Consider the following 15,433-nt stretch of genomic DNA (forward strand, 5'->3'; position numbering starts at 1 on the left):
CTTTTTTAATGGGTTTCATGCATCAATATTTGCAAGGTTTCTGTCAGGAAAATACGAAAACTTGCAAAAAAATCAAAGCTTTTTATTAATTAAATAATTGATAATCAATGTATTAATTAGTTTTTAAGGGTCGACTAAATAAATGTAGGACTTTACTTAATCAAATCAGTATGCAATCCACATTCGGTCTTATTCATCCCATACCATCTACTTTCTCGCTCCTGCATATCCAAATCAAATTTTCGGGTGCACGGCTCGCAACCGATACTAAAATAGCCTTTGACTTCAAGTGGATGTTCTGGTAATTGGAATTCCTTTCGGTAATCATGAATCATTTTGGAATTCCAGTCCAGCATAGGGTGGAGGCGGGTAGTTCCGTGAGGAGCTGCTTGTACCTCTTTCATGGCTGAGCGGGTCTTGCTTTGGTCGGCACGAACTCCGTTTATCCAAATATCATTTTGCATTAATACCGCATCCATAGGTTGGGTTTTGTTGAGGTAGCAGCAATAATCAGGGTCAGAAGTGAAGAACATTTTTCCATCAGCATCACGCTGCATGTTTTTTGGTGTAAGAGGTTTTAAATCCACTAGATTAGTCAATCCAAAATCCGCCATGATTTTATCTCGAAAAGCTACGGTATCAGGAAAGTGATAGCCAGTATTGATAAAATAAACAGGAATATCAGCATCAATCTTGCTGAGCATGTGCAATAATACCAAACTGTGCGATTGAAAAGAAGAAGTAGTGAAATACTTCTTTCCTTCTTTTTGGTATTGCTTGATTTTATGTTCTAATTCCTTAAAAGTCATAATTTTTAGTATTCAGTACTTGGTATTGAGTATTGAGATTTGAGCCAATAACATTACTTTCCTTCAGGATTTAATGAGCGTTTTTTTAACTTATAACCTAAAACTTAAAACCCTGAACTCAATTTCAAATAATCTCTTTCGTACCATTTCTCACTACTCACTACCTATTACACACTACGCTATCGTACTTCCCGGATTCACATTCGCTCCCGGCTGAACAAACTGCAAATTCCCTTCTGAATCTTCTGCCATCAATACCATTCCCTCAGAAACTTCTCCCATCATGGGTCTAGGTGCAAGGTTTACTAAAACAGTCACTTGCTTGCCTACTACTTCCTCAGCTTTGAAATGCTTTGCTATTCCACTTAAGATAGTTCTTTTGTCCAAGCCAGTATCGATAGTCAGTTTTAAAAGTTTGTTTGATTTTTTTACTTTTTCTGCAGTCAAAACAGTGCCTACACGCATATCCATTTTCATGAAATCATCGAATTTGATTTCCTCTTTCATCGGAGCAACATTAGGGCTTCCGCCAGCATTAGCTTTCTTGGCTTCTTCTAATTTATTGACTTGTTCTTCCACTGTTTTGTCTTCAATTTTTTCAAATAATAATTCTGCTTCTTTGATTTGATGCCCTGCTTTCAATAAATCCACACTTCCTGCTAAATCCCATTCAAGTGCTTCAATATTCAACATCTTTCTTAATTTCATTGCTGTAAATGGCAAGAATGGTTCACAAACAATGCTCAAATTAGCGGCAATCTGTAAAGCCAAATTCATAATAGTTTTAACCCTTTCAGGATTTTCTTTTTGCAATTTCCAAGGCTCCGTTTCGGCCAAATATTTATTTCCCAAACGGGCGAATTCCATCATAGCGGCCATTGCTTCCCTGAATTTATAATTCACGATTTTCTCTTCAATCAAATCAGGGTAACCTTTCAATTCATCTAAGATTTCTTTATCGTATTTAAACCATTCACCTCTTTCCGGTACTGTTCCATCATAATATTTATGCGTTAAAACCACCGCTCTATTGATGAAATTACCAAAAATAGCAACCAACTCACTATTATTTCGAGTCTGGAAATCCTTCCATGTGAATTCACTGTCTTTTGTCTCTGGAAGTGTTGCTGCCAACGCATATCTTAAAACATCTTCTTTGCCTGGGAATGCTTCCAAATATTCATGCAACCAAACCGCCCAATTTCTGCTAGTCGATAATTTATCTCCTTCCAGATTTAAAAATTCATTGGCAGGTACATTTTCAGGTAAAATGTAATCTCCATGCGCATGCAAAATCACTGGGAATATGATGCAGTGAAATACAATATTGTCTTTCCCTATAAAATGAATTAGCGTACTGTTGTCTTTTGGGTCTGCTTGTTTCTTCCAGAATTTCTCCCAATCATTTCCTGTGTCTTTTGCCCATTGTTTGGTGGCGGAGATATAACCGATAGGAGCATCTAGCCAAACGTATAATTTCTTTCCTTCAGCTCCTTTAAGTGGAACATCCACACCCCAATCCAAATCGCGAGTCATGGCTCTGGCTTGTAACCCTTGGGTTAGCCAAGAACTGCACTGTCCATAAACATTCGATTTCCACTGACCTTTTTTGCCTTCAATCAACCATTTTTCCATCCATTCCTGATATTTATCTAATGGCAGGAACCAATGTTTAGTAGTTTTTAACTCTGGTTTTTTCCCACTTAAAGTAGAAACCGGTTTAATCAAATCAGTTGGGTTTAATGAGCTTCCACATTTCTCGCACTGGTCTCCATATGCTCCAGGATTATTACATTTAGGGCAAGTTCCTGTGATGTACCTGTCTGCTAAAAACTGATTGAATTCAGCATCAAAAAATTGCTCACTTTCACGCTCTTCAAATTCACCTTTTTCATATAAATTGGTGAAAAACTCTTGAGAAAGTTCATGATGAGAAGGCTCAGAAGTTCGGTGATACATATCAAAAGCAATTCCGAATTTCTCAAAAGTATTTTTATTTAATTCATGGTATTTATCAATAATGGCATTGGGCGTAATGCCTTCTTTTTTAGCTCGAATGGTAATGGCAGCACCGTGCTCATCGCTTCCACACATAAAAGCTACTTCTTTTTTTCGCAATCTCAGGTAGCGCACGAAAATATCAGCTGGCAAATAAGCGCCTGCTATATGCCCAATATGTAAAGGTCCATTAGCATAAGGTAATGCCGCGGTAATGGTATATCTATTATTCAATTTTTGCATTGCTTGTAATTTGTGGCAAATATAGGAAAGTTAGGAGGATTTAGAGCAACAGAATGAAGGTCTTCAATGCTTTTAACTTCAGGAAATTTCCTTTAAGAGTTTTTCGCTAGAGCGAAATTCCTTTTGTTTTCTTTTGTTTCTGTTGTGGTAAATAGTTATGTTAGCTTTTCCTATTAACAGTTGTAAATTACTACCACAAAAGAACATATAGAAAATAAACTTGGTTATTTTCAAATATCTAGAATTTAGATTTACTGTAAAATATAATATCTGTAATTACCGCTATATTAACTTAAAAACTCAATTTCCAATCAATTTCCTTCCCATTCTCGTTATCCCTTTTTATATTCAGCATCCTTAAATTAAAAGCCAAAAATCAGACTATACAAAACATCAATATGACAACTAAACTTTTTGAAATCAATAAACTATTAGTAGCAAACAGAGGAGAAATTGCAATTCGTGTACTTCGTGCCGCATCTGAACTTCGAATCCGAACGGTAGCGGTTTACACTTATGAAGACCGATATTCGCTGCATAGATATAAATCAGATGAAGCTTATCAAATCGGAAAAGATGATGATCCGCTTAAGCCATATTTGGATATTGAAGAAATCATCAGCCTTGCCAAACATAAAGGCGTTGATGCAATCCATCCTGGTTATGGTTTCCTTTCTGAAAATGTAAAATTAGCCAGAAGATGTAAAGAGGAAGGAATAATATTCGTAGGACCTGAACCAGAAGTTATGAACGCTCTGGGCGATAAGGTAAGAGCCAAAGATATTGCGGTTAAAGCCAGTGTTCCCATTATTGAAGACAGTAAAATTGATTTAGTAGATACGGAAACTGCTTTAAAAGAAGCGGAAAGAATTGGCTATCCCATTATGGTGAAAGCCGCTGCCGGTGGTGGTGGTCGCGGAATGCGAGTGGTACAGAATAAAGATCAGCTGAAAACGGCTTTCTCAGATTCTAAAAGTGAAGCTGGAAACGCATTTGGTGATGACACAATTTTCCTTGAGAAATATATAGACCATCCTAAGCACATAGAAGTGCAAATTATGGGAGATAATTATGGCAACATTGTTCATTTGTATGAACGTGATTGTTCTGTTCAAAGAAGATTTCAAAAAGTGGTGGAAGTAGCACCTTCAGCCAATCTTTCTCAGGAAACCAAAGATAAGTTGTATGAATATGCTTTAGCCATCACACGTCAGGTTAATTACAATAATGTGGGTACAGTTGAATTTTTGGTAGATAAGGAAGAAAACATCTACTTTATTGAGGTCAATCCAAGAATTCAGGTAGAACACACCATTACAGAAGAAATCACAGGAGTAGATATTGTCCGATCTCAAATATTAATTGCTAAAGGCCATGCTCTGGACGATCCAAGGATTTTTATTCAAAGCCAAGATGATGTTACTTGTAACGGTTTTGCTATTCAATGTAGAATCACTACAGAAGATCCTGAAAATGGCTTTAAGCCCGATTATGGAACTATCATAGCCTACAGAAATGCAGGTGGTTTTGGTATCCGAATAGATGAAGGAAGCTCATATGCAGGAGTGAATATTTCACCATTCTTTGATTCCATGTTGGTGAAAGTTTCTTCTCATGGTAGAACTTTAAGAGGGGCTGCTCAAAGATTGAATAGAGCCTTACGCGAATTCAGAATTAGAGGAGTGAAAACCAATATTGGCTTTCTTGAAAATGTGATTTCTCATCCTACATTCTACAATGGCGAATGCACCGTCAAGTTTATAGATGAAAATCCTGATTTATTTCAAATTAATCAGAAATTTGACCGAGGAACTAAAACACTTCGATATATAGCCGATGTCAGCGTCAATGGACACCCAGATGTCAAGTTTAAAGATGCAAATAAAAGTTTCCGTCATCCTACTATTCCTGATTATGATAAATATGGAACCTATCCTAAAGGGACTAAGAATATTCTAACGGAACTTGGACCAGAAAAATTTTCAGAATGGCTGAAAAAAGAGAAAGCCATTCATTATACCGATACTACTTTTCGTGATGCACATCAATCCTTATTAGCAACGCGGATGCGTGGCATCGATATGATGAAAGTAGCAGAAGGATATGCTAAGAACAATCCAGAAATATTCTCAATGGAAGTATGGGGTGGTGCTACTTTTGATGTTTGCATGCGCTTTCTACATGAAAACCCATGGGAGAGATTGGCGAAGTTCAGAAGGGCAATGCCTAATGTTTTGTTGCAGATGTTGTTGAGAGGCTCCAATGCGGTCGGCTATAAAGCTTATCCTGATAATTTGATTGAAAAATTCATAGAGAAATCAGCAGATACTGGAATTGACATTTTCAGGATATTTGATTCTCTTAACTGGCTGGAAGCGATGAAAGTCAGCATTAAAACGGTAAGGGAAAAAACCAATTCTATAGCTGAAGCTGCGATTTGTTATACAGGCGATATCCTAGACCCAAAGCAAAAGAAATATACGCTTGATTATTATGTTGATTTTGCAAAGCAGTTGGAAAATGAAGGCGCTCATATAATTGCCATCAAAGATATGGCAGGTTTGTTGAAACCTTATGCCGCTAAAGAACTGATCTCCGCCTTGAAATCAGAAATCAAATTGCCGATTCATTTACATACGCACGACACTTCCTCTGTGCAATCAGCTACTTATTTGCAAGCCATTGAAGCTGGTGTGGATGTAGTGGATGTTGCTTTGGGGAGTTTATCAGGCTTGACATCCCAACCTAATTTTAATTCTGTAGCTAGTTTTATGCAAGGGCATGAGAGAGAGCTGAAATTGAATATCAATTCTTTAAATGATTATTCCACTTATTGGGAATATGTGAGAGAGTATTACTATCCATTCGAGTCTGGTTTAAAAGCTGGAACTGCAGAAATTTACGATAATGAAATCCCGGGTGGACAGTATTCAAATTTACGGCCACAGGCAAATGCTTTAGGCTTAGGTAATAAATTTGAGACAGTTAAGAAGAATTATGCATTGGTCAATAAAATGTTTGGAGATTTAGTGAAAGTAACACCTTCCTCCAAAGTAGTAGGAGATATGGCGCTTTACATGACCTCCAACAATTTTACTCCTGATGATATTTTTGAAAAAGGACACACCCTTTCTTTCCCTGATTCTGTAGTCGATTTATTCCGTGGAGAATTAGGTCAGCCAGTAGGAGGATTCCCAGAAAAATTGAGCAAAATCATTTTAAAAGGAGAAAAGCCATTTACCGACAAGCCAAACAAACACCTAGAGCCAATAGATTTCAAAAAGGAAATGACTGCCTTTAAAAAGAAATTTAATGGACATGATGATGAATTGGATTTACTGGCCTACTTGCTTTACCCTAAAGTGTATGAGGATTTCTACAAGCATCAACAGCAATATGGTGAAGTTGGCTATATCCCAACTTTGGCCTTCTTCTATGGTATGACAAACGGAGAGGAGATTTTGGTGGAGATATCTGAAGGTAAAACCATTATCATCAAATTACTTTATATCTCTGAACCTAATGAAGAAGCATTAAGAACGGTTTCATTTGAGCTAAACGGACAAACCAGAAGAGTTAAAATAAAAGATAATTCTGCAAAGGTCGATAAAGTAACCAATCAAAAAATTTCAAGCGATAATGAAATAGGAGCTCCATTACAAGGAAAACTGGCCTCCATTAAAGTGAAAGCAGGAGATGAGGTGACAGAAAATACGGCTTTATTTGTGATTGAAGCCATGAAAATGGAATCATCCATTACCGCTCCAAGAGCAGGAATAGTAAAAGCAGTTCACTTAAAATCTGGAGATATGGTGCAACAGGATGATTTGGTAATTAGTTTGGAGTAACTATTTTAACGTAAATGGGTATAATAAAGGAGGTATTGTTATAAAAAGTACCTCCTTTTTATTTTTAAATAAAATTTAACTGTAAACCACTTCACCATGCACAAAGACCCATACAAAATTGTTAAAGAGCTTGACAGTAAAAAAGGAAAGCTTAAATACTACAGCCTTACTGAATTACAAAAACAAGGACATGATATAGATAAATTGCCTTTTTCAATCAGAATTTTGTTGGAGAATGCGGTAAGGAATTTTGATGATTTTGCCATCACTAAAGAAAATGTCGAAACGCTTCTAAACTGGAAACCGGAAGCTTCAGATAAGGATATTCCCTTCAAACCTGCTCGTGTTTTAATGCAAGATTTTACTGGTGTTCCTGCAGTTGTGGATATTGCTTCCTTGAGAGCAGAAGCTGTTCGCAAAGGAAAAGACCCTAAAAAAATCAATCCATTAATTCCTGTCGATTTGGTGATTGACCACTCCGTTCAGGTGGATTATTTCGGAACCAATTATTCTTATGCTAAAAACGTAGATAAAGAATATGAAAGAAATGGAGAGCGCTATCAATTTTTGAAGTGGGCTCAAAAAGCTTTTGATAATTTTTCGGTTGTGCCACCTGGTATGGGAATTTGCCATCAGGTAAATTTAGAATATTTGGCAAAAGGAGTAATCGATAGAGATGGATATGTTTTTCCCGACACCTTAGTAGGAACTGATTCCCACACACCTATGGTCAACGGAATCGGAGTAGTAGGCTGGGGAGTAGGTGGAATAGAAGCAGAAGCTGCTATTTTAGGTCAGCCTATCAATTTTATTATGCCGGAAGTAATTGGCTTGAAGTTAACTGGTGAGTTGCCACTTGGAACTACTGCCACTGATATGGTTTTAACCATTACACACTTATTAAGAAATCACGGAGTAGTAGGTAAGTTTGTAGAAGTTTTTGGTCCAGGTTTAGATAAATTAACGATTCCAGATAGAGCCACTATTTCAAATATGTCTCCAGAGTTTGGTTGTACAGTTACTTATTTCCCAATAGATGACCAAACCTTATCCTATATGGAGAAAACGAATCGTTCTCAGGAGCAAATTGATTTGGTGGAGAAATACGCTAAATCCAATATGCTTTGGAGAGAAAATGAGGATGAAATCAATTACTCAACTGTTCTTGAATTAGATTTAAGCACAGTTGAACCTACAGTTTCGGGTCCAAAAAGACCACAAGATAAAATATTGGTAAGGGAATTTGAAGATAAATTTAAAGGCTTACTCAAAGAAGAACACGGTAGAAAATATCTTGGATTCAATGAGAGACAAGTCAGCAGATGGTATGCAGAAGGTGGTTCTCAAACTGAGGAACAAAATGAACAAGTCGGAGATGATGTCGCAATTGAAGAGGAGGAAAGAAATGGTTTAAAAACGGTAAAAATTAAAACCCATAATGATGAGTTTAGCCTAAGTGATGGCTCGATTGTAATTGCAGCCATTACGAGTTGTACGAATACATCTAATCCAAGCGTAATGCTAGGCGCTGGTTTAGTAGCTCAAAAAGCAATAGAAAGAGGAGTGGATGTAAAGCCTTGGGTAAAAACCAGTTTGGCGCCAGGCTCAAAAGTTGTGACAGATTACCTAGAAGCAGCCGGTTTATTGGATGATTTGGAAGCATTAAAATTCCATGTTGTAGGTTATGGCTGTACATCCTGTATTGGAAATTCTGGACCATTACCGCCACATATTGCTAAAGCCGTAAAAGAGAATGATTTGGTGGTTTCTTCAGTACTTTCAGGAAATAGAAACTTTGAAGCCAGAGTTCATCCTGATGTGAAGATGAATTTCTTGATGTCACCTATGCTGGTTGTAGCTTATGCGATAGCGGGTAGGGTAGATATTGATTTAAATAATGACCCTTTAAGTTATGACGTAAACGGTGAGCCAGTTTACCTGAAAGATTTATGGCCAACTCAAGACGAAATTTTTGATGTGATGAGAAAAGTGCTTTCACCAGATTCTTACAAAAAGAATTATGGAGAAATTTTCGATGGAAACGAGCAGTGGAGAAGCATGAAAGCACCTGATTCTGAAGATTATGAATGGGATGATAAATCAACTTATATCAAAGAAGCGCCTTTCTTTAAAGATATAAGTGACGAAGCTGAAGATTTTCAGGATATAAAGGAAGCTCATGTTTTGTTAAAATTGGGTCATTCCATAACCACTGACCATATTTCACCGGCAGGTGCTTTTGCAGAAGACAGCCCAGCAGGAAAATACCTGAAAGATAAAGGAGTAGAGAAAAAAGATTTCAACTCTTATGGCTCCAGAAGAGGGAATGATGAAGTGATGACTCGTGGTACATTCGCCAATGTGAGAATTAATAATCAATTGGCTGAAAAAGAAGGAGGTTATACCAAACACATTCCTTCCGGAGAGGAAATGACTGTTTTTGATGCAGCTCAAAAATACAAGGAAGAAAATACACAATTGGTTGTGTTGGGTGGAAAAGAATACGGTAGTGGTTCTTCCCGTGACTGGGCAGCAAAAGGAACTTATCTACTAGGAATCAAAGCGGTAATTGCAGAGAGTTATGAACGTATCCACCGAAGCAATTTAGTGGGTATGGGCGTATTACCATTACAATATGCAGATGGAGAAACTGCTGAATCTCTAGGTTTGGACGGTTCTGAGAAAATATCGATAAGTAGTATTAGCGAAGGTTTGACACCATCAAAGAAACTTTCAGCAGTGGCCAAAAAGTCAGATGGAAAAGAAGTGAAGTTTGAAGTATTGGCTAGACTGGATTCTCAAATTGAGGTAGAATACTATAAAAATAAAGGTATTCTGCAATATGTATTAAGAGACTTTTTGAGGAAATAATTAAGTTTTAGGTAATAAGTTTTAAGTAAAACCGATTTGATGGAAGGTTCATTAAATCAGTTTTTTAATGCTCCCAGTTTTAAAGTTAAAGCCATTTCAAACAAAGGGACTTTCTGTAGGTTTCCCCTTAAACCGAAAATCAAATTCCCTTTCAAATGAAAAAAACGATTGCTTTGGTTTGGCTAAAAAGAGATTTAAGATTGCAAGACCATGCTCCTTTGCAAAAAGCTGCAGAGCTAGGTCTGCCTACTCTTATTTTTTATGCCTGGGAACCAAGGCTTTTGTCTGCACCAAATTACAGTAATCGTCATTGGAATTTTATAGATGAATCCTTAACAGAAATTGGGAACGAATTAGAGCAATTTGATTTATCCTTGCTTCAAGTTCATGGAGAAGTGATTGATTTTCTGAAATCAATTAAAGATAAATACGAAATCAAGTATTTACTATCCCACCAAGAAACAGGTATTAGAATAACTTATGAAAGGGATTTACAGGTAAAAACATATTGCCAAAGCCAAACTATACAATGGCTTGAATTTCAACAATATGGTCTGCAAAGAGGAAGACAAAATAGACAAGATTGGTCTAAATCATGGTATGAATTCATGATTCAAAATGCAATTCAAAATGATTTGAATGCTTTAAAAGGGTTAGATTTGAACGAGCTTTCAGGTATTGAAATCATCAAAAATCCAAAAGAATTAAAGGTCACCAGAGAAAAAGGAATTACACAAACAGGTGGGACTGCCAAGGCTTATCAATATTTAAATAGCTTTTTGAAAGAGAGGCATAGAAACTATAGCAAAACCATAAGTAAACCTACGGAGGCAAGAAAATCTTGCAGTCGCTTATCTCCCTATTTGGCTTATGGAAATATTAGTATGAGAGTGGTATTTCAGTCTATGATGAATGCCAAGGAGTATGGTAATAAAAGTGCATTAAATAATTTCGGGTCGCGATTGCGCTGGCACTGTCATTTTATTCAAAAATTTGAAATGGAAGAGCGCTATGAATTTGAAAACATCAATAGAGGATATAATGACATCCGTCAAAATGAAAATGATATTTTGTATGAAGCATGGGAAAAAGGGCAGACAGGCTTTCCTTTGGTGGATGCGTGCATGCGCTGTGTAACCGAAACAGGCTATCTCAACTTTAGAATGCGTGCCATGTTGGTTTCTTTTTTGGTTTATCATTTATGGCAACCCTGGAAAAGAGGTTCATTGCATTTGGGAAGACAATTTCTGGATTTCGAGCCAGGTATTCATTATCCTCAATTTCAAATGCAGGCAGGCGTGACTGGCATTAATACCATCAGAATGTATAATCCTGTAAAGCAATCCATTGAGCATGATCCTGAAGGAGTATTTATCAAAAATTGGGTGCCAGAGTTGAGAAATATTCCAGCTGCTTTCATTCACGAACCATGGAAGTTAAATTTCATTGAGCAGAAAGAATTGAATTTTGAACTGGGCAGAGACTATCCGAATCCTATAATTGATTTAGAAGATGCAGGAAAAAAGGCTAGAAAATTGATTTGGGATATGCGAAAAGAGCCTGCAGTTAAAATAGAATCAAAAAGGATTTTAGCTAAACATACAGTAGCAAACAGAAGACCTTAATTTATTTGCAATCCGAAGGAGTCCTAAGCTTCGTTTATTTAACTTTGGGTTTTGAAATTTAATAGCACTTGAAAAAACTAGCTAAGCAATTTTATAATAATTTTAAGGAGAAGGAATTTCGCTTTATGCTTTATGCCGTTTGGCTAATTAGTATCGCTTTTTTCGTCTCTCAATTCCCTAAGCTTTCTGTTGCTTTCGAATTCGAAAAATTCTTTGCAGATGATAATGAGGATAAAGTTTTCTTTGAAAAGCATGTCGAGAAATTTGGTTATGATAATGACTATTTATTAGTCGCTATTGAAAATGAACCTACTGTTTTTGAAAGTGATTTCTTGACAAAAATAGAGCAATGGAAAAATGAGTTAGATACCTTAACTGGATTAGTGGGTACTCAATCTGTTTTTGATTTAAAACACCTAATCAAATCTCCTTATGGAATCACAGCAGTCCCTTTATTGCATATTGAGGATTCCAAAAAGCTTCAAAGTGATAGTTCCAGAATTATGAGGCATCCGCTTTACAGCAATTTTATTTCAAAAGATGGTAAATCGCTAATAATTCAACTCAATCACCAACATTTTAAATCACCTCAAACTGAGCAGGAATTTTTCCATTCTTTAAAATCTAGCTTAGCTCAATCCAACATTAAAGATTACAGATTAGTAGGGAAATTAGTAGCGCAGCAAAGTTTTATTAATCATATTCGGTCAGATTTTAGTGTGTTTTTAGGACTCGGAATTGCTGTTACAATCATATTGCTTTTGTTGCTTTATCGCTCGTTCAACATTATGCTATTGCCTCTCTTGATGAGCATTTCTTCCTTGGTTTATTTGCTAGGATTTATGGCGATGCTTCAAGTGGAATTAAGCATTTTGAGTGTTTTAATACCTCCAATTATTCTTTTTGTCTCCACATCAGACGCCATTCATTTGGTGAATGCTTACCGTCAAAATGAAGAAAGAGATTTCCTGAAAAGACTAAAATCATCTATTAAAAAAGTATTTTCACCCACATTCCTAACTTCTATTACCACTGCTTTGGGCTTTTTCAGTTTGTTGATTTTGCCAACTCAACCCATCAGAGAATTAGGAGTTTTTGCAGGGGCTGGAGTTTTGATAGCTTTTGGAGTAAATTTTTTATTTGGTCCGCTTTTAATCAGAAAAAATTACAGAAGGCAAAGCATAAAACTGCCTTATAAGAACTGGACTGTGTTATTGATTAAAAATAAGAAAGGCATATTTGCAGTTTATTTTATTCTTATCGTTATTTCAATTTTCGGTTTTTTACAACTTAAAACAGATGCATATCTTCTAAAAGATTTACCAGAAGATTCCCAAGTGCGAAATGATTTTGAATATTTGGATAAATCATTTGGAGGATCCAAACCCTGGGAAATGGCAATTTTACCTGCTAAGGAATCAGATAATGTTTTAGGTTATGATTTTCTAAAAGAAGCTTTAAAGATTGAATCTTACCTGACAGATTCATTTGGAATTGAAAACTTCCTATCGCCTTTGGATCTGGTAAAATATGCCAATCAGATTGATAAAGGTGGAGCCAATAAGTATTATGAATTTCCTGATCGAGTAGATTTTCAACAGCAAGAATCAATTCGAAATACAATAATTAATAGGGGATTTGCGAATGGACTGGTAGATTCAAGCGGTCAATATGCCCGGTTTGCAGGATTCATTCCAGAATGGGGCTCTCATGATACCCAAAATCGAAACCATGCCTTAGCATCATTTATCGATAGAGAAATTGATGAAAATATTTTGAAAGTGAGAATTACAGGCACCACGTATTTGATAGATAAAAGTAATGAAAGCTTATCTGTTGAACTTATGAAAGGATTATTACTAGCCGTTTTGATGATTGCTATTGCTTTAGCTATTTATTTCAAATCCTTCAAAATGCTTTTGATTAGTCTGATTCCTAATTTCATTCCATTATTGTTCACAGCTGGAATCATGGGTTTTATGGATGTCCCTTTAAAATTGACAACGGCTATCATTTTTGTAGTCGCTTTTGGAATTGCTGTGGATGATACCATTCATTTCTTAGGTGCTTATAAACAGCAAAAAGCTAAAAGTCCAATTTGGCGCATTATCAAAACTTTTAAATCCGCTGGCTTGGCTATTCTGATTACTTCAATTTTAATAATAGGCGGATTTGTCTTGTTTACCCTATCATCTTTCGCTACAACATTCTATTTAGGTTTATTCCTATCCTTAGCTATGCTTTTTGCTCTGCTCACAGATTTGATTTTGTTGCCTTTACTGTTGAAGAAATAAGTTGAAATGGTCAACTGTCAAATCATTACTTCTTATCCTTAGTATCTAAAATTATCGTCACTGGCCCATCGTTCACCAAACTCACTTTCATATCAGCACCAAATTCTCCACTTTGAATTTTGGTTGGAATGGCCATATCTATTGAGCTCAACATTTTCTCGTAAAGTGGAATGGCGATATCAAGCTTTGCTGCTTTTATGTACGATGGCCGATTTCCTTTTTTAGTGCTGGCGTGCAACGTAAATTGACTTATAAGTAGGATTTCTCCTTCAATATCCAATAGGCTTTTGTTCATAACGCCCTCTTCATCATTGAAAATGCGCATGTTAATGATTTTGCGCGTAAGCCACTCAATATCTTCGTCATTATCAGCTTCCTCTATACCCAATAAAATCATTAAGCCATTCTGAATTGCTCCTTTTACTTTATTTTCAATCGTCACCGAAGCTTCCGTTACTCTCTGAATTACAGCTATCATTTTCCTATCTGTTCGATTTCATCGGAAGGAATTATCTTGAAAGTCTCTTTGCCATTTTTTGCTGTTTCCAGCATAGCATTAGCAATGGTTTTCGCATGAACAGCCGCATATTTCTTAAAAGGTCCGGAGAAAATAAAATCAAATTTATCAGCAAACCACAGGGCAGCTTTTTCTGCCGCTCGTTTATCTGCTCTTTCTCCAGCAATAAAGGAAGGACGAAAGATAAATGCCTTTTTCAATTTCATGGCTTCAATACCTTTTTCCATTTCACCTTTTACTTTATTGTAAAAAATCAAAGAACTTGAATCAGCCCCCATCGCTGAGATCGCATGAAATGATGCTGCATTATTTTCCCGCGCTATAGCAGCTAAGGTTGTCGGATATTCGAAATCTACTTTTTTGAAAGCTTTTTTGCTCCCCGCTTTTTTCATCGTAGTTCCTAAGCAACAGAAATAATCGTCTGCTTTAAGCTCTTTGGTATGGTTTTCCAGTTGGTCAAAATTATCAAGTATGATTTCCTTTAATTTATCATCATCACCTCCCATGGTTCTTCTGGTAAGGATTTTTACGGTAGAATAGTTTTTATCTTCCATTAGTAAATCTAATAGATGGCCTCCTACCAGACCAGTGGCTCCTGCAATTAAGGCTGTTTTTGACATTACTTGATTTTATTTAGTAGTTCGTAAAATTCTTGGCTAATAGTTTTGTTTTTATCCACAGAATACCATTTGTGAATGCTTTCTATAAAGGTGTTTTGGTCTAAATCCGGGTTTTTCTTGGCTTCCATAACCATATTTTGAACGGCTTCTGGTCTTGGGCCCCAAGTGGCTAAATCGTTAAAATTCTCATCCATTAAAATGAGAATAGGGATGGAGCGGGCATCATTCGTTAAGTATTGGTCCATAACTTGAGGATGCTCGTCTCGCAAGATGAATCGTAAATCAATAGCTGTATTTTCATTAGCCAGTTTGGCTAGAAAAGGAATATTTTGAGCAGCATCTCCACACCAGCCTTCAGTAATCACCAACCATTTCATTTTAGATAATGATTTTATTTTTTCTGAAAGTTCCGCATCCAGCACGATTTTCTTATCCCATCGGTCCATTCGCTTATCATTCATCAAAGTATAAGCGACCATAAATTCAGAATGATTAGAACCAGTAGTTTTCTGTTCTTTTAATAGAGATTTTATGAGTGAACGATAAGTTGGGTAGTCAATTGCATTTGCAAATGCTTCAGATTTTAATGTCTTTGTAGAATTATTCAT

General features: G+C 36.3%; 9 protein-coding genes. 4 read left to right on the forward strand and 5 right to left on the reverse strand.

Annotated features, from left to right (window positions below; all coding sequences use genetic code 11):
• Nucleotides 1-152: 152 nt before the first annotated feature.
• Complete coding sequence (locus VFM92_RS15175; RefSeq protein WP_325123076.1) at nt 153-809, reverse strand: phosphoadenylyl-sulfate reductase; 657 nt, start codon at nt 807-809, stop codon at nt 153-155.
• Nucleotides 810-983: 174 nt separating this feature from the next.
• A complete protein-coding gene (gene metG / locus VFM92_RS15180) occupies nt 984-3,050 on the reverse strand; it encodes a methionine--tRNA ligase (RefSeq protein WP_325123077.1) in 2,067 nt (688 codons plus the stop codon).
• 398 nt (nt 3,051-3,448) lie between these two features.
• On the opposite strand from metG, the gene VFM92_RS15185 reads away from it, so the two are divergent.
• The 4 genes from VFM92_RS15185 (at nt 3,449) to VFM92_RS15200 (ending at nt 13,688) form a co-directional block, all read left to right on the forward strand.
• Nucleotides 3,449-6,898, forward strand: coding sequence for a pyruvate carboxylase (locus tag VFM92_RS15185; RefSeq protein WP_325123078.1), 3,450 nt, complete (start codon nt 3,449-3,451; stop codon nt 6,896-6,898).
• A gap of 96 nt (nt 6,899-6,994) precedes the next feature.
• Nucleotides 6,995-9,769, forward strand: a complete 2,775-nt coding sequence (acnA, locus tag VFM92_RS15190; protein ID WP_325123079.1) for an aconitate hydratase AcnA — start codon at nt 6,995-6,997, stop codon at nt 9,767-9,769.
• Between the two features lie 155 nt (nt 9,770-9,924).
• Nucleotides 9,925-11,394, forward strand: coding sequence for a cryptochrome/deoxyribodipyrimidine photo-lyase family protein (locus tag VFM92_RS15195; protein WP_325123080.1), 1,470 nt, complete (start codon nt 9,925-9,927; stop codon nt 11,392-11,394).
• 68 nt (nt 11,395-11,462) lie between these two features.
• Nucleotides 11,463-13,688, forward strand: coding sequence for an efflux RND transporter permease subunit (locus VFM92_RS15200; protein ID WP_325123081.1), 2,226 nt, complete (start codon nt 11,463-11,465; stop codon nt 13,686-13,688).
• 25 nt (nt 13,689-13,713) lie between these two features.
• Here the strand turns inward: VFM92_RS15200 and dtd are convergent, their stop codons facing one another.
• From dtd to VFM92_RS15215, 3 genes are read right to left on the reverse strand one after another with little or no spacing between them, the layout of a single operon-like run.
• The gene (gene dtd / locus VFM92_RS15205; protein WP_325123082.1) at nt 13,714-14,166 is read right to left on the reverse strand and encodes a D-aminoacyl-tRNA deacylase; all 453 of its coding nucleotides are present in this window, start codon (nt 14,164-14,166) and stop codon (nt 13,714-13,716) included.
• Entirely contained in the window at nt 14,163-14,825 is a 663-nt protein-coding gene (locus tag VFM92_RS15210) for an NAD-dependent epimerase/dehydratase family protein (protein WP_325123083.1), read from the reverse strand. The genes dtd and VFM92_RS15210 overlap by 4 nt, the downstream gene beginning before the upstream one ends.
• Nucleotides 14,825-15,433, reverse strand: a complete 609-nt coding sequence (locus VFM92_RS15215) for a thioredoxin family protein (RefSeq protein ID WP_325123084.1) — start codon at nt 15,431-15,433, stop codon at nt 14,825-14,827. The genes VFM92_RS15210 and VFM92_RS15215 overlap by 1 nt, the downstream gene beginning before the upstream one ends.

It is taken from the genome of Marivirga sp. (genome assembly GCF_035704835.1).
Taxonomy (GTDB): Bacteria; Bacteroidota; Bacteroidia; order Cytophagales; family Cyclobacteriaceae; genus Marivirga.